This window comes from Thiobacter sp. AK1 (genome assembly GCF_039822265.1).
Lineage (GTDB): Bacteria > Pseudomonadota > Gammaproteobacteria > Burkholderiales > Thiobacteraceae > Thiobacter > Thiobacter aerophilum.
On record NZ_JBAJEX010000001.1, the window covers coordinates 440,307 to 461,698 of the forward strand.

Sequence of the window (21,392 nt, forward strand, 5' to 3'; positions counted from 1 at the left end):
TCTTAGCGGCGTACCGCCGGGCGGTTTTTAACGAACTCGTCTTCCTCGTCGAACACCAGGCGGGCGGCCTCGTCGAAGGCAGCCTTCCTGCGGCTGCTCCAGGCCCACAGGACGATGCCCACGAAGGTCAACAGGGAGACGACGGTCATGAGGCTGCGCAGATCGTTGAGATCCATAATGCTCACCTCGAGGTCTTGAGGGCGGTGCCCAAGCTCTGTAGATAGGCGATCAGAGCGTCCTCCTCGGTCTTGCCAGCCACCGCCTCTTTAGCGCCGGCGATGTCGGCATCCGTGTAAGGCACGCCCACCAGACGCAGGCCCTGCATATGCTTGGCGATGGTCTCGCCATCCACCATCGCATTTTGCAGCCATGGATAAGCCGGCATGTTGGACTCGGGGACGACGTCACGGGGCATGCGCAGGTGGGCCCGGTGCCAGTCGTCGGAGTAGCGTCCACCCACCCGGGCCAGATCAGGCCCCGTGCGCTTGGAACCCCACTGGAAGGGGTGGTCATAGACAAACTCCCCGGCAACCGAATAGTGCCCGTAGCGCTCGGTCTCGGCGCGGAAGGGACGGATCATCTGCGAATGGCAGACATAGCAACCCTCGCGCTGATACACGTCTCGCCCAGCTAGCTGCAGCGCTGTATAGGGCTTGAGCCCTGCCACCGGCTCGGTGGTGGATTTCTGGAAGAACAGTGGAACGATTTCCACCAACCCACCCACGCTCACCACCAGCAGGATGAGCACCATCATAATGCCGATATTCTTTTCGACGATTTCGTGTGTCGTACTCATCTCATTCTCCCTCTCGCAATCAGGCGTGGGCCGGCGCCGGAATGGGGGCATCCACGGCTTTCTGGCCGGCGATGGTCTTGACCACGTTGTAGGCCATGATCAGCATGCCGACGAAGAACAGCACCCCGCCCAGCAGACGGATCATGTAGTAGGGATACATGGCCTTCACCACCTCGGCAAAGCTGTACTTGAGCGTGCCGTCCACGTTGAAGTCACGCCACATCAGGCCCTGCATCACACCGGCGATCCACATGGCGGCGATGTAGAGCACGACACCGATGGTAGCCACCCAGAAGTGCACGGTGATCAGCCGCGTGCTGTACATCTCGGTCCGACCGAACAGACGCGGAATCAGATAGTAAAGCGAGCCAATGGACACCATGGCCACCCAGCCCAGCGCGCCGCTGTGCACGTGACCGATGGTCCAGTCGGTGTAATGAGACAGGGCGTTCACCGTCTTGATGGACATCATCGGTCCTTCGAAGGTGGACATGCCGTAGAAGGACAGCGAGGTGATCAGGAACTTCAGAATGGGATCGGTACGCAGCTTATGCCACGCGCCCGACAACGTCATGATGCCGTTGATCATGCCACCCCAGGAGGGGGCCAGCAGGATCAGCGAGAACAGCATACCCAGGCTCTGCGCCCAGTCCGGCAGGGCAGTGTAGTGCAGATGGTGCGGACCCGCCCACATGTAGGTGAAGATCAAAGCCCAGAAATGCACCACCGACAACCGGTAGGAATACACCGGTCGCTGCGCCTGCTTGGGCACGAAGTAATACATCATGCCCAGGAAGCCCGCGGTGAGGAAGAAGCCGACCGCGTTGTGGCCATACCACCACTGGATCATCGCATCCTGCACGCCGGCATAGGCCGAATAGGATTTCATCGGCCCCACTGGTATCTCGATGTTGTTGACAATGTGCAGCAGCGCGATGGTGATGATGAAGGCGCCGAAGAACCAGTTAGCCACGTAGATATGCGGCGTGCGACGCTTGGCGATGGTACCGAAGAAGACGATGGCGTAGGCCACCCACACCACGGCGATCAGGATGTCGATGGGCCATTCCAGCTCTGCGTACTCCTTGGACGTGGTGTAACCCAGGGGCAGCGTGATCGCCGCCAGCAGGATGATGAGCTGCCAGCCCCAGAAGGTGAACGCCGCAAGCCCGTCCGAGAACAGGCGCACATGGCAGGTGCGCTGCACCACGTAATAAGACGTGGCAAACAGGGCGGAGCCACCGAAGGCGAAGATGACCGCGTTGGTATGCAATGGTCGCAGACGCCCGTAACTCAACCAAGGGATGCCGTAAGTCATGTCCGGCCAGATGAGCTGGGCGGCGATGAACACCCCCACCAGCATGCCGACGATGCCCCAGACCACCGTCATCAAGGCGAATTGCCGGACCACCTTGTAGTTGTATGTGGCTTCCATGCGCACCTCTCCTTTTGTTGTCAGGTCATACCGTGCAAGCGGCGGCCTGCCACCGCCTGCGCGCTATGGCCTTGTTCAGTGGTTGGCAGACGGCGGGATCGCCGGGGGTGGCGTGTCGTCGTCCATCACCACGCGATAGGCCGGTCCTTCCAGGTCCTCGAACTGCCCTGCTTTGACCGCCCACCAGAAAGTGACGCCCACCACGAGCACCAGCACCAGACTCAGCGGGATCAGCAGGTAAAGAATCTCCACAACCGGTTCCTAACGGGATAATCGTATCTTCTTTTCGTGAATATTAGGCAATGTGGCGGAATGTCGCAAGGCCTTTTATCTATAGCACCGATTTTGTCCTAGCAAAGCGATCGGGTTTTCTGGCGCGACGAATACGTAGCCAGGCCGCTGAAAAACGCCAGTAGGATGGCCGGATGCTAGGCGCAGGGCGTTTAGCGACCGGTGCCTAGCGGGTGGCTAGGTGAGTAAGGGAAAAAGAAGTTTCGGCGTAGGCTGACCTCGGCGCCGCCCGGTTAGGCGAAGCGGCCGAAGCGAACACCAGTAAATGCCGCAGATGGCCCACCGTTGGAAGTCGCCGCTAAGGCGCTTCCCCAGAGCGGCACGAAATCTGTGGGAGGGGCTCGTGGGAGCGAGCTCGAGCCGCGACACGACCGCTGCCGTCCTTGCAGCGTCATTTCCGAGCTAGGCGGGAAGTAGGGCCGGGTGGCCATGACCGTCCGTGGGTCTAAAATTTCGGCGCTCGCTGCGCGCGGCGGCATTGACGTGTCCGGGTCGCCTACGGCGTCCGCAAAGAGGACAGGGGTGTTGGCCCCGCGCGGCGCGGGTGGCCTACCAACAAACGGAGGCGAATGTTATGTACAGCGCCGTTAACGGGGCGTACGTCGGTCTAATGGGTAATCTGGGATGATTACTTGGCTCAAGAAGGACATGCCGTTTCCACCGGTGAGCACCGCCCTGCGCGACCCCAACGGTCTGCTCGCCGCCGGCGCGGATCTCAGCCCCGAGCGCCTGCTCGCCGCCTACACCCACGGCATCTTCCCCTGGTTCAATCCAGGCGAGCCTATCCTTTGGTGGAGCCCAGACCCGCGTATGGTGCTATTTCCAGATGAACTGCGTGTGACACGTTCCCTCGCCAAGGTGCTGCGCAACCGGCCCTACGAGATCCGCTTCGACACGGCTTTTACTCAGGTCATAAAAGCCTGTGCTGCACCGCGTCCGGGTCAGGCCGCCACCTGGATCGGGCCTGCGATGATCGAGGCTTACACGCGCCTAAATCACCTGGGTTATGCCCATTCGGTGGAGACGTGGATCGACGGTGTGCTGGCCGGTGGGCTCTATGGCGTGGCCATCGGTGGGGTGTTCTATGGCGAATCCATGTTCCATCGCGTGCGCGACGCCTCTAAGATCGCTTTCGTGCATCTGGTCTGGCATCTGAAGCACTGGGGTTTCGGTCTCATCGATTGCCAGATGAAGACGGCGCATCTGGCCTCCTTCGGCGCGCGCGAGATCCCGCGCGCCGAGTTCGTGCGGCTGGTGCGCAAGCTGATAGAATCCCCCCATCACCCCGGTCCCTGGCGGCCGGAGGTCACCTGGAAGGATGCAGCCAGTCTCCGATGCTGAATGACTTTCCCGCCCACAAGCTCCAGTTCTACCTAACCTCGCCCTACCCCTGCAGCTATCTACCAGACCGGGTGGCGCGGTCCCAAGTGGCCACGCCCAGCCAGCTCATCACCACACCCCTCTATAGCCGGCTCATCCATCTCGGCTTTCGCCGCAGCGGGACCTATGTCTATCGGCCCCTGTGCGACCGCTGCCGGGCCTGTGTGCCGGTGCGGGTGCGCGTCATGGAATTCACGCCCAACCGCGCGCAGCGCCGTGCCTGGATACGCCATGGTGGACTGTCCGTGCGCATGACGCCGCTATCCTACGAGGATGAACATTTCGCCCTCTATCGACGCTACCAGGCCCGGCGCCATCCCGGTGGCGGTATGGATCACGACAACAGCCACCAGTACCGCCAGTTTTTGCTGGAAAGCGGTGTCAGCACCACGCTGGTGGAATTTCGCGAGCAGGGCGTGCTGCGCATGGTGAGCATCGTGGACGAGGTGGCAGACGGGTTATCGGCGGTCTACACGTTCTACGATCCCGACGTGCCACGGGCCAGTTTCGGCACCTACAACATCCTCTGGCAGATCGAGACCTGTCGCCAGCGCGGACTGCCCTATCTGTACCTCGGCTACTGGATCGCACACAGCGACAAGATGGCCTACAAGATCCGCTTCCGCCCCCTTGAAGGCTTGGTGGACAGCACCTGGCGCCTGTTGGAGACCTGATGTCGCTACGCCTTGCGGCGGCGTGTCTGGCCGCCAGCCTGCTCAACCTGGGCTGCGCCACGCAGCCTCTGCGCTCGCCGGTTTCCTTCGCGGTGCTGGAAGATGAGCCCCGTGTGCGCTTCGAACCTGGCGCAGAAGCCTATGCGCGCCAGGTCGCAGCGCTGCTGCCCCAGGCGGTGGCACAGGTGGAAGCGGCCCACTACCTGCCCTTCGCCGATCTAGTCATGGTGCACGTGTGTGGCAGCGAAACCTGCTTCGCTGCCCATGTCACCAGCCGCAACGTGAGTGGCGCCACCGTCCCGGACAATCAGGTCTTTCTCGCGCCACGTCTGTTCGATCGCGAGACACAGCGGCTATCCATGATCCTCGCCCACGAGCTCTCCCACCTGCATCTGGGCCAGCGTCTTGGCCACTACACCCACGAGGTGCCGGTTTGGTTTCACGAGGGACTGGCCGCCTTGGCCTCCGGCGGTGGTGGTGCGGATTACGCGAGCGAGGCAGAGGCACGCGCGGCATTCGCGGCCGGCCGGGCCTTTTCACCCGCCACCCTGGACACGCCGGATCACCGCCACCGCGCCGAGGACTGGGGGCTTTCGCCCCATCTCTTCTACCGTCAGGCCATGATGTTCCTCCAATACCTGAAGCAGGAAAGCGAGACGCGCTTTCGCGAGTTCCTGTTGCGCGTGCAAGACGGCGAAAATTTTACCGAGGCCTTCGGCCGCACCTACAATAGGTCCCTGCTCGAGGCCGGGCAGCGTTTCCTCGAAGCCGTCGTGCCTGTGGCAGCGGCGCCTGCCCCGCCCACCGACTGAAAACCGGGAGCCCCCCATGCAGCAGTATCTCGACCTCATGCGCCACGTGCTCGAACACGGGCACCGCAAAAACGATCGCACCGGCACCGGCACCCTGTCGGTGTTTGGCTACCAGATGCGGTTCGATCTCAGCCGTGGCTTTCCCCTCCTGACCACCAAGAAGGTGCACTTGCGCTCCATCATCCACGAGCTGCTGTGGTTCCTGAAGGGGGACACCAACATCAAGTATCTGCACGACAACGGCGTCACCATCTGGGACGAGTGGGCGGACGAACAGGGCGATCTCGGCCCCATCTACGGTTATCAGTGGCGCTCTTGGCCCACCGCGGACGGTCGCCACATCGACCAGATCAGCCAGGTGATCGAAGAAATCCGCAGCAACCCGGATTCGCGCCGGCTGATCGTGTCGGCCTGGAATGTGGGCGAGCTGCACAAGATGCGCTTACCACCCTGTCATGCCTTCTTCCAGTTCTACGTGGCGGAGGGCAAACTGTCCTGCCAGCTCTACCAACGCAGCGCCGACATTTTCCTGGGCGTGCCCTTCAACATCGCGTCTTACGCCCTGCTCACCATGATGGTGGCCCAGGTATGCGATCTCGTGCCGGGCGAATTCGTGCACACCCTGGGTGATGCCCACCTCTACCTCAACCATTTGGAGCAAGCACGGGAGCAGCTGTCGCGCACACCGCGCCCGCTGCCCACCATGAAGCTCAACCCCGCGGTGAAGGACATCTTCGCTTTCCGCTACGAGGATTTCACTCTCGAAGGTTACGATCCCCACCCGCCGATCAAGGCCCCCGTCGCTGTCTGAACGCCACAGGAGCACCCCATGCCCGCCAACACACCCCGCGTGTCCATCATTGCCGCCATGGCGGCCAACCGCGTCATCGGCAAGGGCAACCGCCTGCCCTGGCACCTGCCGGAGGACCTGCAGCATTTCAAGACCCTCACCATGGGCCACCACATCGTCATGGGCCGCAAAACCTACGACTCCATCGGCAGGCCGCTGCCGGGCCGGACTACGGTGATCGTCACCCGACGGCCGGACTACGCCGCGCCCGACTGCATCGCCGTCAATTCCATCGACGCCGCCTTGAGTGTCTGCCATGGCGATGCAGAGGTATTCTTCGTGGGCGGGGCGGAAATCTACGCACAAGTGCTGCCCATCGCCGACCGCCTGTATCTCACGGAAATCAAGCGCGACTTTGCAGGCGATGCGCGCTTCCCCTCGTTCGATTCAGCCGACTGGCAGGAGGTCTCGCGGGAACGCCATGTCAAAGAAAACGGCGAACCCTTTGAGTACCATTTCGTGATTTATGACCGCAAACGCTGAAGGCAGCCGAAACCATAGCGAAAGGAGACATCATGTTATCGAGACTGCGTCTATTTACCGCCACTTGCTTTCTGCTCCTGGTCCAAGCCGCATTCGCGGCGGGCCAGACGGAGCTCGTCTGGTATGGTCATGCCGCCTTCAAGCTGAAAACGCCGGGCGGCAAGATCCTGCTCATCGACCCTTGGATCACCAATCCCGCAAACAAGAACGGCAAGGAGGACCTGGCCAAGCTCGACAAGGCGGACCTGATTCTGATCAGCCATGGTCATTTCGACCACGTGGGCAATGCCGTGGAGATTGCGAAGAAAACCGGTGCGCGGCTGGTTTCTACCTTCGACCTGGGGCGCGCCCTCGTGCAATATGGCGGCTATCCAAAAGACCAGATGGGTTTCGACACCCAAGGCAACTTTGGTGGCACCCTCACCCTGCTTGATGGCGAAGTGAAGATCACCTTCATTCCCGCCGTGCACAGCTCCACGGTGATGGCGCCGGAGGGGAGCCCCGACAAGGACATCCACGATGGTGGCCATCCCGGTGGCTTTCTCATCGCCGTCAAGGGCGGCCCAACCCTCTACCACACGGGGGACACCGACGTCTTCTCGGACATGGCCCTGATCAGCCGCTTCGCCAAGGTGGACCTGATGCTCGCCTGCATCGGCGGCCATTTCACCATGGATCCAGAGCGCGCTGCCCATGCCGTGCGCCTAGTGGGGCCCACGACCGTGATCCCCATGCACTACGGGACCTTCCCCGTGCTCGCCGGCACGCCCGAGCGCTTGGCCGCAGCCCTCAAGCGCCAGGGCTCGAAAGCCCGGGTGGAAGTGTTGACACCGGGTCAGACACTGCGCTTCTAAGCCAGACGCCCTGGACTGGCGCGACCGGACCGCGGCCGAGATGCCCGTCGCGCCGCCCAGGGATGCCATTGAACTTGACGTGAGTGCGCGACACCCTTCCCTCGCGAGGATGGGGCATAGGCACGGCAATGAAACAGTCGGGATTCCCGCTTGCCCAGGCTTATTGAGCGTTACGTAAGTCGTTGACAGGCTGCGTAAGTCAAACGTCATTCCCGCGAAAGCGGGAATCCAGGGTCTTCCTCGCCATGTTTCTGGGTCCCCGCTTTCGCGGGGACGACACAAAGGTGTCACCTAATTACGTAATGCTTAATAGGATGAAATGGCGGCAGTCGGCATGTCGCGCCTAAAGCCCCTGCTGCAGATCTTCCCCATCAGGCTGGGGAGGCGCTTGCGAGGCGATCGTCGTCGGCCATTCGGCCAAAAGCAGCACAGGCCAGAGAGGGCCCGATCCAAAGAGGCGCATGGCTCAAGTGCCCGCGTGCGCGGGCATAAGGGTCTGCGCGCAACCTCACCTGGTTGTGTCAGTCTCCATAGTCGTGCGGAGCACCGGACAAGCCGCTTTACGGCAAGCCTCGCGTGGACGGGTGAGGCGTCAGGCTTGCATTTGGCGCAGCAAGGCATCGATCTCGGCTTCCGCCTCGAGCCAATCCTCTAGCGCGCTGCCACCAACGAAACCCCGGCGTTCGGCGCGAAAGTAGGCCGCATCGCAGATCATGCGGTATCGCTGCTCCGGTGTGACCACGTCCAGCCTGGTCACCGGCGTCTGGGACGGCACCGCTTCCCCATTGACCTGGGGCGCTAGGGCTTTGCGAGGCGACGCCGTGGCGTGGCCCGCCGCCTTGGCGCGGGGCGAGGTTTTGGCGGTCTTCTTCCCGGCGGATTTCGCCGGTGCCGTGGCGGGAGACTTGGCAGAGGACTTTGGCGCGGCCACCTTGCTCTTGGCGCTCTTGTCGGACTTGGCTGCTGCTACGGAAGGAGAGGCGCTCGCAGCCTTCGCGGTGGCCGTGGGCTTGCCAGAGGAGTGAGTCATCGGTTACCTCCAATTTAACAGCGTAGCGAAATACAGACTATAGCACGGCCCCATGACATTAACATGACCGTTGCGGACGTGCTGGGCGATTGCGGCGCAAGAAGCGTACCAGGGTATGGCCCACCCCTTACGCGCGAAGAGCGCGGATATTAGACAGGCGGTGATGGCAAAGTGCCATCGTCCGCACCATTGTAGGACGCAGCCCGTGGCGCCCTCCCCGCGCTGGTGCAGGCGGTGGGCGGGCTGCGCGCCGCTGGGGGCGGATGTCAGAGCGTTCCGCCCACGGTGAGGCCGTCGATGCGCAGGGTGGGCTGGCCCACCCCCACCGGCACGCTTTGGCCTTCCTTGCCGCAGGTGCCCACGCCGGGATCGAGTTCGAGATCGTTGCCGATCATGGACACCCGAGTGAGCACGTCCGGCCCGTTGCCGATCAGGGTCGCGCCCTTCACGGGATAGGTGATGCGGCCATTCTCGATCATGTAAGCCTCAGCGGCAGAGAACACGAACTTGCCGCTGGTGATGTCCACCTGGCCGCCACCAAAATTCACAGCGTACAGGCCGTGTTGCACGGAACGAATGATTTCTTCCGGATCCTTGTCCCCAGCCAGCATGTAGGTGTTGGTCATGCGAGGCATGGGAATGTGGGCGAAGGACTCCCGCCGGCCATTGCCGGTGACGGGCATGCCCATCAGGCGCGCATTGAGACTGTCCTGCATGTAGCCCTTGAGGATGCCGTTTTCGATGAGCACGGTGCACTCGGTGGGGTTGCCTTCGTCGTCCACGTTGAGGGAACCGCGGCGGCGCGCCAGGGTGCCGTCGTCCACTACGGTGACACCGGGGGCAGCCACCCGCTCGCCGATGCGGCCGGCGAAGGCCGAGCTGCCCTTGCGATTAAAGTCGCCTTCCAGCCCATGGCCAATGGCCTCGTGTAGCAGAATCCCGGGCCAGCCGGGTCCCAGCACCACCGTCATGGTGCCCGCGGGCGCTGGACGGGCATCGAGATTGGTGATGGCCTGGTGCACCGCCTGGCGCGCGTAGCGTGCCAAGACCTCCTCCGTGAAGTAGCCATAGTCGAAGCGCCCACCGCCGCCGGCGCTGCCTTGCTCGCGCCGCCCATGGGCCTCGGCGATGACCTGCAGTGATAGCCGCACCAGGGGCCGCACGTCGGCCGCCAGCAGGCCATCGGAGCGGGCAATCAGCACCACCTCGTATTCGCCCGCGAGGCTGGCCATCACCTGGGTGATGCGCGGATCACAAGCCTTTGCCATGCGTTCCAGCTTCTCCAGCAAGGCCACCTTGTGCCCATCGCTGAGGCTGGCGATGGGATCCTCGGGCAGATAAAGTGCCGGTCGCAGCTGTTGCGGGCGGCCATGACTCAAGGCCGGCACCTGCACCCGCGCCTGGCGGCCGGCGCGGGCAATGGCGCGCGTGGCGGCCGCGGCCCGTTGCAAGGCTTCCAGGTTGATGTCGTCGCTGTAGGCGAACGCAGTCTTGTCCCCGTGCACGGCGCGCACGCCCACGCCCTGGTCGATGCTAAAACTGCCGGCCTTCACCTTGCCTTCTTCCAGTTGCCAACCCTCACTGCGGCTCACCTGGAAATAGAGATCGGCGAAATCCACGCCGCGCTGCAGGATGCCATCCAGCACGCCCTGCAGCGCACCTCGCTCCACGCCAAAGGGCGCGAGCAGGCTGGCTTCAGCGGTGCCGAGCAAGGTTTCCTGGGGTATCACTGGGGTTGGTGTGCTCATGGGGTCCTCAACACTTGTGCAAGGTGCGATGCTTGAGCGCGGGCAGACTGTTACGCAGGCTCTTCTGGTAACTGGGGTTGACGCCGGCGATCACAACCCCTGAGCCGCGCGGCAGCCGGTCCAGGATGACGCCCCAGGGGTCAACGATCATGCTGTTGCCGTGGGTCTCCCGCCCCGACAGGTGGTAGCCCCCCTGGGCCGGTGCGAGTACGTAGGCCAGATTCTCGATGGCACGCGCACGGATCAGGGTCTCCCAATGGGCTTTGCCCGTGGTCTCGGTGAAAGCGGAGGGCACCACGATGATGTCCACCTCGCCCATGGCCCGGTAGAGCTCAGGAAAACGCAGGTCATAGCAGATGGAAAGCCCCAGCCGACCAAAGGGCGTGTCCACCGTCACCACCTCCCTGCCGGGTTCAATGGTCTGGTCCTCGTGATAGTGCTCGTTGCCCAGATCCAGATTGAAGAGGTGAATCTTGTCGTAGCGGGCCACCTGACGGCCCTTGTCGTCGTAGACCAGGCAGCTATTCCTCACCTTGGTCTTGACCCTGGCCTCCAGGGGAATGGAGCCGCCCACCAGCCAGATCTTATGCTTCTTCGCCTGGCTGGCGAGAAATTTCTGGATCGGCCCGCGACCTTCCACCTCGCGCACCTCCACCTTGTCCGTATCCTTGAGCCCCATGATGGGAAAATATTCCGGCAGGGCCACTAGACGCGCGCCCTGCCCCACCGCCATTTCGATGAGGCGTTCCGCCTCGGCGAGATTGGCCGATACACTGGGGCCGGAGGCCATCTGGATGGCGGCGATCTTGAAAATGCCGGGCTGGGGCTTGCTCTTGGCGTAGGTGGTACGGGTCTTGCGTTTGGCGAAACCAGAGGTGGTCTTGGCTGCGGTCATTGCGGAGCTTTCGCTGGGTTCGATGAGGTGACTTCGATGCGCAAGGGGCGGCCGCTGGAACCGTCCGCCAAGAGCTGGATGACGTCGGCCTCGATGCCTAGAGCGATCAACCAGCCGCGCAGTTCCTCGGCCTGGGCGGAGGCTTCGTCATTCCGCCCGTGATGCAGGATGAGCTGTGCGCCGGGGTGATCCAAAAAACGATGCACCGCCTGGGCGATGGCCGGCTCGGCGATGATGGCAGGCCCACTGCGCGGTGCGAGCCAGAAGCTTTCTGGCACGGTGAAATCCTGTCCCGCCGCGGCCCAGGGCAGCAGGACGAATAGCCCCAGAATCCACCTCATGGGCGGGCCTCGCCACCCACGGCTTCTTTCGCTGGCACTTGTCCTAGCTTCACCACCTGGGGGTCGTCCCAGGTGCCGCTGACCTGGTATTCGTAGGCAATCAACTGTCCCACTGGATCCTTGAGGAGTTTTTGCAAAAGCAGCGCGGTCACCCCGACCACGGGGCCGCCGAGAAAGGCTCCCGCCACCGCCACGCCCTCGCCCAGGGAGGGGACGATGCGGATACGCAGGTTCTGGGTCTCCCGCACGAGATCGGTGCTGCCGGAGATGGTCACCAGGGCAGCCGGCCCCTGCATCACGAAATCTTGGGTCGTGAGCACGCCGTCGCTGATGCTGCTCGTGCCAGCAATGTTATCAAACGCGAACCCCTCGCTGAACACATCGCGAAAATCCAGCGTGAGACGACGCGGCAGCGACTGGAGGCTCAAAAGCCCCAATAGCTTGCCCAGTCCCGGTTCGATCTTGAGGAATTGACCGCTGTGGGCCTCCAGCTTCAGCGTGCCGGAAAGCGTGGCGAGATTGAAGGAAGCCGGTCCGCCGCGCCAGGCGAGCTCACCTTTGACGCGCGCCGTGCCGCGGCGGATGCGGTCCGGATGCCCCATGCGGGCGAGCAGGCGGCCCACGTCCTTTACCTCCAGCTCCATGCCAAGCCGGGTGGCGGGCTGGGCAAGCCAGCTCTGCCAGCTGCCGGTGCCGCCAAGCACTGCATCCGAATTGGCCAGCCTGAATTTCTCGATGCGCCAGTCCTGGCCCCGCTTGACGGCCTCAAGCTCGAGCCGGCCGAGCTCGAGGTGGGCGAGGTTGAGCTCTTCCACCACCACGTCCAGCCCTGGCAGATCCACGTCGCGACCGCCGGCCGGCGCGACGCGCCGCTCCGGCAGGGGATCCGGCACCACCAGACGCTTGAGCCGGGCCATCAGCCGCCCGCCATCATGACTGCGCCAAGAGGCCGCGCCCTCCAGCTCGTCGCCATCTACCGTCGCCTGCCACTGGCTACCCTGGCTCCAAGCGTTCAGATGCACGCGTTTGAAGCGCCGGCCGAGAAAATCCAGGGCCGCTACCCGCAAATGCACCCCAGCCAGGGGTAGCGCATCGCCGCTAGCGCCGTCCAGCGCCGCCCGCCAGGCGTCCACATCCAGCGCTGGCAGCTCACCGTCCACCCACACGCCTGGGTGCACCGGCGCCGGTGCCGCTCTCCCACCCAGCCGCACGGTGCCTTTCAGCACGCGCATCTCACCGTCCTCCAGCCGGCGCACCACCTGGGCCGAAACCACCTGGTCGAGCACAAGGCTAAGGGCATCCTGCTTAGCATCGAGCGCCCGCCGCTCGATCCGTAGAGGCAAGGCCTCGGCTGCCCGCTTGGATAAGGGTGCAGGCAGGGCGCACTCCAGCCCCACCAGATCGGAGGCGAGGTTGAGATTGGCCAGATGGTCGCGCAGCGCAAGACTCAGGCTCCAACCCGTGCCACCCTGTACGGCGGTATCCAGGGGAGCGGGGAGGAAGGCTCGCACACCGTCCGCCGTGAGGCGGCCGCTGGCCGTTACGCGCAGAGTGCCATCCCCCAGGGTCGTCAGGCTCAGACTCGCCGGTCCCCCCAGCGTCTCCAGGGTGAGCCGAGGGGCGGTGAGACTTTTCTCGGTAAAATCCAGGCGACCGTTGAGTTGGCGGAACAGGGGAAGCTCGGGCGATAACCGCAGCGTGTTGTTGAAAAACTGGTAGTTGCCAGTTAACCGCAGACGCTGACTGGCGCGCAGGGGCAGCGTAAGACGCAGCGCAAGTCGCCCGCCCCCCTCGGCGCTGGCATGGTCCAGGAAGTGATCCATCCATGCCGCTAGGGGGCTTTCCTGGATGAACCGCAACACATCCGCGGTGGCGCCCTCCGCTTCACCCTCCAGTTGCAGGATTTCCTCTGGTGCTGACAGATCGGGGATCACCGCCTTGACGCGGGGTAGGCGCACGTTGGAAATCAGCGCCTGGCTTGCCACCATCTCCATGTGGCTGCCCCGGAATTCCAGGCTGCCGCTGATGTTCTCCGCTTGTGGCCAGCCTGGCGCGTAAGCGAGCCGCACCCCCTGCGCGCGCCCGGTGACCTGAAATAGGCCGTCGCCCTCGCCGGCAAAGGGAAACTTCGCCAGATCCCCCCGGATGCGCATTTTGACGTCCGAGAGCTGGCCCGCCAGCAGGGCATCCCGCAACCAGTCGTGGGTATCCTGCCCCACCACGCGGGGCAGGTAGAGATGCACGGCGCGAGCGTTGGCACGGGTCAGTCCGCCCGTGAGGTCCACCCACCCCGGGCCGTCCGGAACCGACTCGTAGCTGCCGCTCACGGCGCCTGCGGCATCCGCGTTGGCGAATGCGGCACGCGACAGCGCAAGATGGATACGGCCATCACGCACGCGCCAGCTCGCTGCGGCCTCCAGCGTGTCGAAACCCACCGGATTGCGCATCACCAAGGGCAAGTGGAAGGCGCTGTTGCGCCCGGTGATCTGCAAGGTGCCGCCCTTCTCATCCACGTCCAAGCTGCCCGTGAGATTGGAAAAGCCGGGCAGCTTGCGCCAAGGCTCTATCCCCAGCTCGCTGAAACTCGCCTTGGCGCTATAACGGGCCGGTGCTTCGAGCGGTCCCTCCCAGGTCAGGGTAAGCTGGCGCAAGAGGCCCCGCGGGGCCACCTCTTCCAGTGTAGCCCGCTGGGTGGCGCTCAAGGGCAGGTGCATGGCGAGCCCGCGCAGCGGCTCTAGCGCCACACCCTCCGCCTGCAGTCGCCCCTTTTCCGGTTGCCGACCCCGCGCCGCTTCGTAGCGCAGCGATAGGCTGGCCGCGGGCAAACGCAAGCCGGGCCCCTCGGCGGCCAGCCCACGCGCCTGCAATTCGAAACCAGCCACCAGGTCCCGCCAAACGATACGCCCCCGCAGACTAGCGAGATCCAGCTCCGGTAGCGCCTGCGCCAGGCGCGTGCGCACCGCGCCTAAGTGCAGATCCGCAGTCACGCCCGTGATGCGGCCGTGGTCGATGTCGATCCACGCCTGCACGCCGCCTTTGCCCTCCCGCACGGGATAGGGAAACGTCAGCCAATGCGCCCAGGCCGCAAGGTCGGTAGCCGGCACTCGGGCGTAGAGCGTACCCCGCCAGGCCGTGAGATCGTCGAAGGATCGACCGCGCAGATCGCCGCGCAGATCGAGCTGGGAAGCAAGCGACGCCGGCGGACGCGCCACCAGGCCGAAGCGATGGCGCGCCAGTAGCGGCTCGTTGTCTAGCCTTAGGCCCACGTCTTCGAATACCAAAGGCGGCGCGTCCCGCAGTCGATCCTCCCATTCGATGCGGGCGTGCCGAATGCGGATCTCGCCCTGGCGCAGGATCCAGTCGGCGAGCCCCGCGCGGGCCCCGGGACGGTTCACGGGAATCCCCGAGACGTAGATCAGCCCGTCGGGTTCGCGCCGGATGGTGAGGCTGGGCGCATCGAGTTCGAGACGTTTGAGTCGCAATTCCCCTGCGAGCAACGTCTGCCAGGAAAGCTGGGTGTCCACCCGCTCCAGGGTCAGGGCAGGTTTGCCTTGGACATCCAACACCGTCACGCCCAGGAGGGTGAGGCGGGGCCAAAGGCCTTGCCAGTCTCCCTCGAGGCCCGAGATGCGGATGGGCTGGCCGGCCGCGCGGGACAGGGCGCCGGCGAGATCTTCCCGGTAGCGGCCCAGATCCGGCAGCACCCAGTAGCGCAGCGCCAGCACCATGCCGGCAGCCAGCACGGTGACGAGCAGCCCCGCCGCCACAAGAAGCCGCCAGGCCCAGCCCGCTGCTTTGATGGAAAAGGCCTTCATGTTCGGTCAGGCCCGCGGGGCGACCGCACCTGGCGGGACGTCAGTGTCCTTCTCGCAGTAAGTGGCGGATGGTAAAAAGCATCACACCACTTCCCTAAGCTGATCGAGAATCGCGGGATTTTCCAGGGTGGAGACATCCTGAGTGATTTCCTCGCCCTTCGCGATGGCGCGCAGGAGTCGGCGCATGATCTTGCCGGAGCGGGTCTTGGGAAGGTTATCGCCGAAGCGGATCTCGTCTGGTTTGGCAATGGGCCCGATTTCCTTGCCGACCCATTCCCGCAATTCGGCCACGATCTGCTTTGCCTCCTCGCCCGCGGGCCGCGCACCCCGCAGCACCACGAAGGCGACGATGGCCTCGCCCTTGATCTCGTGAGGCTTACCCACCACTGCCGCCTCCGCCACCAGCGGATGAGCCACCAGGGCCGATTCGATTTCCATGGTGCCGAGGCGATGGCCGGAGACGTTGAGGACGTCGTCGATACGGCCCATGATCCAGAAGTAGCCGTCCTGGTCGCGGTGGGCCGAGTCGCCTGCCAGATAGTACTTGCCGCCGGCGATGTCCTCTGGGAAATAGGCTTTCTTGAAGCGTGCCGGGTCGCCCCACAAGGTGCGCAGCTGCGACGGGAAGGGACGCTTGATCACGAGGAAACCGCCCTGCCCCTGGGGCACGGCGTGACCGTGCTCATCTACGATGTCGGCAGCAATCCCTGGCAAAGGCAGGGTGCAAGAGCCGGGCTTGGTGGGAATGGCGCCCGGCAGGGGCGCGATCATGTTGGAGCCAGTCTCCGTCTGCCACCAGGTGTCCACGATGGGACAGCGCGACTGCCCCACGACTTCGTGGTACCACATCCACGCCTCCGGGTTGATGGGCTCGCCCACCGTGCCCAGCAGGCGCAGGCTGGACAGGTCGTACTGCTTGGGCAGATCGGCGCCCAGCTTGATCAGCGAACGGATGGCGGTGGGAGCGGTATAGAAAGTCGTCACCTTGTGCTTCTGGATCAGCTCCCAGAAGCGGCCGGGATGGGGATGGGTGGGCACGCCCTCGAACACGAGGATGGTGGCACCCAGAGCCAAGGGGCCGTAGGCGACATAGGTGTGTCCCGTGATCCAGCCCACATCGGCGGTGCACCAGTAGATATCGCTGTCCTTGTAGTCGAACACCCACAGCATGGACAGGATCGCGCCCAAGAGATAGCCGCCGGCGGCATGCTGCACGCCCTTGGGCTTGCCGGTGGAGCCAGAGGTGTAGAGGATGAACAGGGGATCCTCGGCATTCACCCACACCGGCTCGCAGCTTTCCGGCTGGCCTTCGATAAGCGCATGCCACCAGACATCGCGCGCGCCATTCCAAGCGATGGCATTGCCGGTCCGGCGCAACACGACCACTTTTTCAACCGTATCGCAGCCACCCAAGCCGAGGGCCTCGTCCACGGCATCCTTGAGCCGCACCGCCTTGCCGCCGCGCAGACCCTCGTCGGCGGTGACGATCACTTTGGCGCCGGCATCGATCACCCGCTCGTGCAAACTCTTCGCGGAGAAGCCCCCAAACACCACGGAATGAATGGCCCCGATGCGGGCGCAGGCCTGCATGGCGATCACCGCCTGCGGACCCATGGGCATGTAAATGACCACCCGATCCCCCTTGGCCACCCCCAGGGATTTCAAACCGTTGGCGAAGCGGCACACCTCGACGTAGAGCTCGCGGTAGGTGAGGCGGCTCACCTGGCCATCGTCGGTTTCGAAAATGATCGCGGTTTTCTCGCCTCGGCTCGCGAGATGCCGATCCAGGCAGTTGTAGGAAACGTTGAGCTCGCCATCGTCGAACCAGCGAAAGAAGGGCGCGTTGCTCTCATCCAGCACGCGGGTGAAAGGCTTGTGCCAGCTCACGTATTCCCGCGCCCGCCTCGCCCAGAATTCCTGGTAATCCTGCTCCGCTTCTCGGCACAGGGCCTGATAGGCCTCCATGCCCGAAACATTGGCCTGCTTGACGAAGGCCTCGCTGGGTTGGAAAACACGGGTTTCCGTCAGCACGGATTCAATGGTGGCCATGGCTTCCTCCAGTGGATTCTTGGTTGGGATCGAGGTGGGGTAGGATGGCACCTATCTTACCAAAAGCCCCAAGCCGCATGCCCATGGATCTCGCGCCCGACCTCGCCCGCGCCCTTGCCCATTCCCGCTACGCCCAGCGGCTGCTCGCAGCCGAGCCACGCCTCGCCGATGCCCTGGCCGCGGGGCTGAACCAGCCATTTGGCCGCGAAGCAATGATCGCCTTGCTCGCCGAGCGAAAGCTTGCCGACGAGGCAAGCCTCAAGGCGGCCCTGCGCGCCCTGCGCAAGCAGGTCTATCTGCGTCTGATCGCACGGGATCTCTTGGGGCTCGCAAGCCTGGAAGAAGTCATGTCCACCGTGACCACCCTGGCCGAGGTATGCATCACCCATGCGGCAGAACACCTGGATGCATGGCTTGCCGGCATCCACGGCGAGCCCATCGGCAGCGAGTCCGGCGTGCGCCAGACGCTCATCGTGGTGGCCATGGGCAAGCTCGGCGGCGGCGAGCTCAACGTCTCCTCGGACGTGGATCTGGTCTACGTCTACCCAGAGGACGGCAACACCCGCGGGCCGCGCCGCGTTTCCAATCACGAATACTTCACACGTTTAGGCCAGAAACTGAGCCAAGCTTTATCCGACCTCACGCCGGAAGGCTACGTGTTCCGGGTGGACACCCGCCTTCGTCCCTGGGGCGAGTCCGGCCCACTGGTGACCAGTCTGGCGGCGCTGGAAGCCTACTTCCTCGCCCACGGCAGGGAATGGGAACGCTACGCCTGGCTCAAGGCGCGCCCGCTCACCGGCGACGAGACGCAACTCATGGCCTTGGTGCACCCCTTCGTGTACCGCAAGTATCTCGACTACGATGCCATCGCCGCGCTCCGTGGCCTGCATGCCCAGATCCGGCGCGAGGTGGTGCGCCGGGATCTCGCCGATAACATCAAGCTGGGGCCCGGCGGCATCCGCGAGATCGAATTCGTCGCCCAGGTGTTCCAGTTGATCCGCGGCGGCAAGGACCCGCTGCTCAAGGTACGCGCCACGCGTACCGCGCTGGAACTTTTGCGCACGCGCCGCCTGCTACCGGACGAAACCGTAGACGACTTGCAGGCGGCCTACGCCTTCCTGCGCCGGCTGGAACACCGCCTGCAGTACCTGGACGATGCCCAGACCCATATGCTGCCGGCAAGCGAGGAGGATCGTCAGCTCATCGCCGAGACCATGGACTGCGCGGACTGGGCGCAACTGCTAACACGCCTCGATGCCCATCGCGCCCGCGTGGAGGCGTGCTTTCAGGCGGTGTTCGCCGAGGAAAGCAGGCAGGCAACACAGGAGGCCGCCCTCTGGGCCGCCGAGACAACGCGTGACGAGGCCATCGCGCAGCTTGCCGAGCTCGGTTTCAAACAGCCCGAAGCCGTGTGGGAAGCGTTGCAGCGGCTGCGCAGCAGCGCTCGCTACCAGAGTCTGCCCGAGGCCAGCCGCGCCCGCTTCGACCGCCTGGTGCCCATGATGCTGCGCGCCGCCGCCGGCTTTCCCGATCCCGAGGCCACGCTCGCCCGCATGCTCACGCTCCTGGAAACCATCGCCCGCCGCAGAGCCTACCTCGCCCTGCTGGTGGAATATCCGGCGTCGCTCACCCAGCTTGCACGGGTGTGTAGCGCCAGTCCCTGGGCGGCGGACTATCTCACCCGCCACCCGGTACTGCTGGACGAACTGCTGGACCCCGCGCAACTACTGGAGGAACCGGACTGGCGCGCGCTGGCAGATGCTCTGCGCGCGGAGCTGGGCGAAGGCGTGGACCCCGAGCGTCAGATGGACGTGCTGCGTCACTTCAAGCACGCCTGGACCTTCCGCATTCTGGCGCGCGACCTGGAAGGCCGGCTACCCATCGAAAAACTGGCCGACGAACTCACCGCCCTGGCCGATCTCTTGCTCGCCGAAGTGTTGCGCCTGTGTTGGCTCGGCCTGCCGCGTCGGCACCGGGAGGATGCGCGCTTTGCCATCATCGGTTACGGCAAGCTGGGGGGCCGGGAAATGGGCTATGCCTCCGATCTGGACATCGTCTTCCTCTACGACGATCCCGCGCAAGCCGCGCAGGAAACCTACAGCCGCCTGGCGGCGCGCATCAACACTTGGCTCACCACCCTCACTCCGGCCGGCGTGCTCTACGAGACCGACCTGCGTTTGCGCCCGGACGGCGCATCTGGCCTTTTGGTGAGCGCAATCGATGCCTTCCGCGACTATCAAGAGCATCACGCCTGGACCTGGGAGCATCAAGCCCTGACACGGGCCCGCTACGTGGCCGGCGATCCCGCCGTGGGTGCTCGTTTCGAAGCCATTCGCCGCGATATCCTGTGTCGGCGCCGCGACCTGGCGAAGCTGCGCGAGGATGTACTTGCCATGCGCGACAAAATGCTCAAGGCCCACCCCAACGACTCGGGGTTATTCGACCTCAAGCACGATCCAGGCGGTCTCATCGACGTGGAATTCATGGTGCAGTTTCTGATCCTCGCCCATGCCCATCGCCATGGGGCACTCGCCGACAACGTGGGCAACCTGGCGTTGCTAAAGCGCGCCGCCGATGCCGGACTCATCGCCGCCGACGCCGCACGGCAGGTGCAGACGGCCTACCGCACCTATCGCCGACTGCAGCACAACCTGCGCATGAAGGGCGCCAGCCGTGCGCGCGTGCCTCTGGCGCAAGTGGCAGAACACGTGCAGGCGGTGACCGCGCTGTGGCGGGCGCTTTTCGGCGCGCCGCCGGCAAATCCGCTAAAATGACCGTTTTTGACCGGTTTCAGGAGTACACAAGATGTCGATGGCGGACCGCGACGGGTTCATCTGGTACGACGGCAAGCTGGTGCCATGGCGCGAGGCCACCACCCACGTCCTCACCCATACCCTCCACTACGGCATGGGCGTGTTCGAGGGCGTGCGCGCCTACAAGACCGACCGCGGCACGGCCATCTTCCGGCTCAAGGAACACACAGATCGCCTGTTCCGCTCCGCCCACATCCTGGGTATGAAGCTGCCGTTCGACAAGAACACCCTCGTAGAGGCGCAGCTCGCCGCGGTGCGGGAAAACGGGCTGGATGCCGCCTACATTCGCCCCATGGCCTTCTACGGCGCGGAGGCCATGGGAATTTCCGCCAAGAACCTGTCGGTGCACGTGATCGTGGCCGCCTGGAAATGGGGCGCCTATCTGGGCCAGGAGGCGCTGGAAAAAGGCATCCGCGTCAAGACTTCGTCCTTTGCACGCCACCACGTGAACATCACCATGTGCAAGGCCAAGGCCAACGGCAACTACATGAATTCCATACTCGCTCACAAGGAAGCCGAGCAGGACGGCTACGACGAGGCCTTGCTGCTGGACGTGGACGGCTTCGTGGCAGAAGGCTCGGGAGAAAATATCTTCATCGTCAGAAACGGCAAGCTCTACACACCCGATCTCACCTCCGCGCTGGAGGGGATCACGCGCGACACGATCATTCAGCTCGCGGTAGAAATCGGCGTGCCGGTGATCGAAAAGCGCATCACGCGCGACGAAGTCTATGCCGCCGACGAGGCCTTCTTCACCGGCACCGCGGCGGAAGTCACACCCATTCGTGAACTCGACAACCGCGTGATCGGCGCAGGCCGCCGCGGCCCCATCACCACCCAGTTGCAGACCCTGTTCTTCGACTGTGTGACGGGACGTCATCCCCAGCACCAGGAGTGGCTGACTTATGTCTGACCCCACGCCCACGGCCGAGCAAGATCTGGCGACCCGCCGCTACGTGGAAGTCACGGCAGACGACTTGCCGCTTGCCTGTCCCACCGACGCGGTGGCCCTTTGGAACGCCCATCCGCGCGTCTTCCTGCCCATTGAGGACAGCGGCGAGGCCCGTTGTCCCTATTGCGGCACCCTCTACCGCCTGCGCGGCAGACCGAGTCATCACGCGTAAGC

At 64.2% G+C, this 21,392-nt stretch carries 20 protein-coding genes; 10 read left to right on the forward strand and 10 right to left on the reverse strand.

The window, feature by feature from the left end; translation table 11 throughout:
- Positions 1-2: 2 nt before the first annotated feature.
- The 4 genes from V6E02_RS02310 to ccoS all read right to left on the reverse strand — a co-directional run bounded on the left by V6E02_RS02310 (position 3) and on the right by ccoS (position 2,483).
- On the reverse strand, positions 3-176 hold the full coding sequence (locus tag V6E02_RS02310) for a cbb3-type cytochrome oxidase subunit 3 (protein ID WP_347306726.1): 174 nt from the start codon (positions 174-176) through the stop codon (positions 3-5).
- A gap of 5 nt (positions 177-181) precedes the next feature.
- Entirely contained in the window at positions 182-796 is a 615-nt protein-coding gene (ccoO, locus tag V6E02_RS02315; RefSeq protein ID WP_347306727.1) for a cytochrome-c oxidase, cbb3-type subunit II, read from the reverse strand.
- A 19-nt stretch (positions 797-815) separates the two neighbouring features.
- Positions 816-2,231, reverse strand: a complete 1,416-nt coding sequence (ccoN, locus tag V6E02_RS02320; protein ID WP_347306729.1) for a cytochrome-c oxidase, cbb3-type subunit I — start codon at positions 2,229-2,231, stop codon at positions 816-818.
- Positions 2,232-2,306: 75 nt separating this feature from the next.
- Positions 2,307-2,483 carry a cbb3-type cytochrome oxidase assembly protein CcoS gene (ccoS, locus tag V6E02_RS02325; protein ID WP_347306731.1) on the reverse strand — a complete coding sequence of 59 codons (177 nt, stop codon included), beginning with the start codon at positions 2,481-2,483 and terminating at the stop codon, positions 2,307-2,309.
- Positions 2,484-3,146: 663 nt separating this feature from the next.
- Here ccoS and aat point away from each other — a divergent pair.
- The 6 genes from aat to V6E02_RS02355 are packed head-to-tail and all read left to right on the forward strand — an operon-like array spanning position 3,147 to position 7,575.
- Positions 3,147-3,863 carry a leucyl/phenylalanyl-tRNA--protein transferase gene (gene aat, locus V6E02_RS02330; protein ID WP_347306733.1) on the forward strand — a complete coding sequence of 239 codons (717 nt, stop codon included), beginning with the start codon at positions 3,147-3,149 and terminating at the stop codon, positions 3,861-3,863.
- On the forward strand, positions 3,857-4,576 hold the full coding sequence (locus V6E02_RS02335; protein ID WP_347306735.1) for an arginyltransferase: 720 nt from the start codon (positions 3,857-3,859) through the stop codon (positions 4,574-4,576). The genes aat and V6E02_RS02335 overlap by 7 nt, the downstream gene beginning before the upstream one ends.
- Positions 4,576-5,388 (forward strand): hypothetical protein, encoded by an 813-nt coding sequence (locus tag V6E02_RS02340; RefSeq protein WP_347306737.1) that lies wholly within the window; start codon positions 4,576-4,578, stop codon positions 5,386-5,388. The genes V6E02_RS02335 and V6E02_RS02340 overlap by 1 nt, the downstream gene beginning before the upstream one ends.
- Positions 5,389-5,404: 16 nt before the next feature.
- Entirely contained in the window at positions 5,405-6,199 is a 795-nt protein-coding gene (locus V6E02_RS02345; RefSeq protein WP_347306739.1) for a thymidylate synthase, read from the forward strand.
- A gap of 18 nt (positions 6,200-6,217) precedes the next feature.
- Positions 6,218-6,721 (forward strand): dihydrofolate reductase, encoded by a 504-nt coding sequence (locus V6E02_RS02350; RefSeq protein ID WP_347306741.1) that lies wholly within the window; start codon positions 6,218-6,220, stop codon positions 6,719-6,721.
- 32 nt (positions 6,722-6,753) lie between these two features.
- Entirely contained in the window at positions 6,754-7,575 is an 822-nt protein-coding gene (locus tag V6E02_RS02355) for a metal-dependent hydrolase (RefSeq protein ID WP_347306743.1), read from the forward strand.
- Between the two features lie 592 nt (positions 7,576-8,167).
- Here V6E02_RS02355 and V6E02_RS02360 read toward each other — a convergent pair.
- Positions 8,168-8,290: a DUF2934 domain-containing protein gene (locus V6E02_RS02360; protein WP_347306745.1), complete on the reverse strand. Its 123-nt coding sequence runs from the start codon at positions 8,288-8,290 to the stop codon at positions 8,168-8,170.
- Between V6E02_RS02360 and V6E02_RS02365 the strand changes: the two genes are divergently transcribed.
- Positions 8,289-8,600, forward strand: coding sequence for a hypothetical protein (locus tag V6E02_RS02365; RefSeq protein WP_347306747.1), 312 nt, complete (start codon positions 8,289-8,291; stop codon positions 8,598-8,600). The genes V6E02_RS02360 and V6E02_RS02365 overlap by 2 nt on opposite strands.
- Positions 8,601-8,871: 271 nt before the next feature.
- On the opposite strand, the gene tldD is transcribed toward V6E02_RS02365, so the two are convergent.
- The 5 genes from tldD to acs all read right to left on the reverse strand — a co-directional run bounded on the left by tldD (position 8,872) and on the right by acs (position 17,453).
- On the reverse strand, positions 8,872-10,353 hold the full coding sequence (gene tldD / locus V6E02_RS02370; RefSeq protein WP_347306749.1) for a metalloprotease TldD: 1,482 nt from the start codon (positions 10,351-10,353) through the stop codon (positions 8,872-8,874).
- Between the two features lie 7 nt (positions 10,354-10,360).
- Positions 10,361-11,248 carry a carbon-nitrogen hydrolase family protein gene (locus tag V6E02_RS02375; protein WP_347306751.1) on the reverse strand — a complete coding sequence of 296 codons (888 nt, stop codon included), beginning with the start codon at positions 11,246-11,248 and terminating at the stop codon, positions 10,361-10,363.
- Complete coding sequence (locus tag V6E02_RS02380; protein ID WP_347306752.1) at positions 11,245-11,589, reverse strand: hypothetical protein; 345 nt, start codon at positions 11,587-11,589, stop codon at positions 11,245-11,247. Before V6E02_RS02380 ends, V6E02_RS02375 begins: the two co-directional genes overlap by 4 nt.
- A complete protein-coding gene (locus V6E02_RS02385) occupies positions 11,586-15,404 on the reverse strand; it encodes a YhdP family protein (RefSeq protein WP_347306754.1) in 3,819 nt (1,272 codons plus the stop codon). Before V6E02_RS02385 ends, V6E02_RS02380 begins: the two co-directional genes overlap by 4 nt.
- 81 nt (positions 15,405-15,485) lie before the next feature.
- Positions 15,486-17,453 (reverse strand): acetate--CoA ligase, encoded by a 1,968-nt coding sequence (gene acs / locus V6E02_RS02390; protein ID WP_347306756.1) that lies wholly within the window; start codon positions 17,451-17,453, stop codon positions 15,486-15,488.
- An 83-nt stretch (positions 17,454-17,536) separates the two neighbouring features.
- On the opposite strand from acs, the gene glnE reads away from it, so the two are divergent.
- From glnE to V6E02_RS02405, 3 genes are read left to right on the forward strand one after another with little or no spacing between them, the layout of a single operon-like run.
- Positions 17,537-20,227 (forward strand): bifunctional [glutamate--ammonia ligase]-adenylyl-L-tyrosine phosphorylase/[glutamate--ammonia-ligase] adenylyltransferase, encoded by a 2,691-nt coding sequence (gene glnE, locus V6E02_RS02395; protein ID WP_347306757.1) that lies wholly within the window; start codon positions 17,537-17,539, stop codon positions 20,225-20,227.
- Positions 20,228-20,258: 31 nt separating this feature from the next.
- Entirely contained in the window at positions 20,259-21,179 is a 921-nt protein-coding gene (locus V6E02_RS02400; RefSeq protein ID WP_347306759.1) for a branched-chain amino acid transaminase, read from the forward strand.
- Entirely contained in the window at positions 21,172-21,390 is a 219-nt protein-coding gene (locus V6E02_RS02405; RefSeq protein ID WP_347306761.1) for a zinc-finger domain-containing protein, read from the forward strand. The genes V6E02_RS02400 and V6E02_RS02405 overlap by 8 nt, the downstream gene beginning before the upstream one ends.
- Positions 21,391-21,392: the final 2 nt, after the last annotated feature.

Bases quoted from the DNA above. Each gene is read 5' to 3' on its own strand.
- V6E02_RS02310 (WP_347306726.1), bottom strand. From the start codon at position 176: ATGGATCTCAACGATCTGCGCAGCCTCATGACCGTCGTCTCCCTGTTG.
- ccoO (WP_347306727.1), bottom strand. From the start codon at position 796: ATGAGTACGACACACGAAATCGTCGAAAAGAATATCGGCATTATGATG.
- ccoN (WP_347306729.1), bottom strand. From the start codon at position 2,231: ATGGAAGCCACATACAACTACAAGGTGGTCCGGCAATTCGCCTTGATG.
- aat (WP_347306733.1), top strand. From the start codon at position 3,147: ATGATTACTTGGCTCAAGAAGGACATGCCGTTTCCACCGGTGAGCACC.
- V6E02_RS02335 (WP_347306735.1), top strand. From the start codon at position 3,857: ATGCTGAATGACTTTCCCGCCCACAAGCTCCAGTTCTACCTAACCTCG.
- V6E02_RS02340 (WP_347306737.1), top strand. From the start codon at position 4,576: ATGTCGCTACGCCTTGCGGCGGCGTGTCTGGCCGCCAGCCTGCTCAAC.
- V6E02_RS02345 (WP_347306739.1), top strand. From the start codon at position 5,405: ATGCAGCAGTATCTCGACCTCATGCGCCACGTGCTCGAACACGGGCAC.
- V6E02_RS02350 (WP_347306741.1), top strand. From the start codon at position 6,218: ATGCCCGCCAACACACCCCGCGTGTCCATCATTGCCGCCATGGCGGCC.
- V6E02_RS02355 (WP_347306743.1), top strand. From the start codon at position 6,754: ATGTTATCGAGACTGCGTCTATTTACCGCCACTTGCTTTCTGCTCCTG.
- V6E02_RS02365 (WP_347306747.1), top strand. From the start codon at position 8,289: ATGCGGTATCGCTGCTCCGGTGTGACCACGTCCAGCCTGGTCACCGGC.
- V6E02_RS02360 (WP_347306745.1), bottom strand. From the start codon at position 8,290: ATGATCTGCGATGCGGCCTACTTTCGCGCCGAACGCCGGGGTTTCGTT.
- tldD (WP_347306749.1), bottom strand. From the start codon at position 10,353: ATGAGCACACCAACCCCAGTGATACCCCAGGAAACCTTGCTCGGCACC.
- V6E02_RS02375 (WP_347306751.1), bottom strand. From the start codon at position 11,248: ATGACCGCAGCCAAGACCACCTCTGGTTTCGCCAAACGCAAGACCCGT.
- V6E02_RS02380 (WP_347306752.1), bottom strand. From the start codon at position 11,589: ATGAGGTGGATTCTGGGGCTATTCGTCCTGCTGCCCTGGGCCGCGGCG.
- V6E02_RS02385 (WP_347306754.1), bottom strand. From the start codon at position 15,404: ATGAAGGCCTTTTCCATCAAAGCAGCGGGCTGGGCCTGGCGGCTTCTT.
- acs (WP_347306756.1), bottom strand. From the start codon at position 17,453: ATGGCCACCATTGAATCCGTGCTGACGGAAACCCGTGTTTTCCAACCC.
- glnE (WP_347306757.1), top strand. From the start codon at position 17,537: ATGGATCTCGCGCCCGACCTCGCCCGCGCCCTTGCCCATTCCCGCTAC.
- V6E02_RS02400 (WP_347306759.1), top strand. From the start codon at position 20,259: ATGTCGATGGCGGACCGCGACGGGTTCATCTGGTACGACGGCAAGCTG.
- V6E02_RS02405 (WP_347306761.1), top strand. From the start codon at position 21,172: ATGTCTGACCCCACGCCCACGGCCGAGCAAGATCTGGCGACCCGCCGC.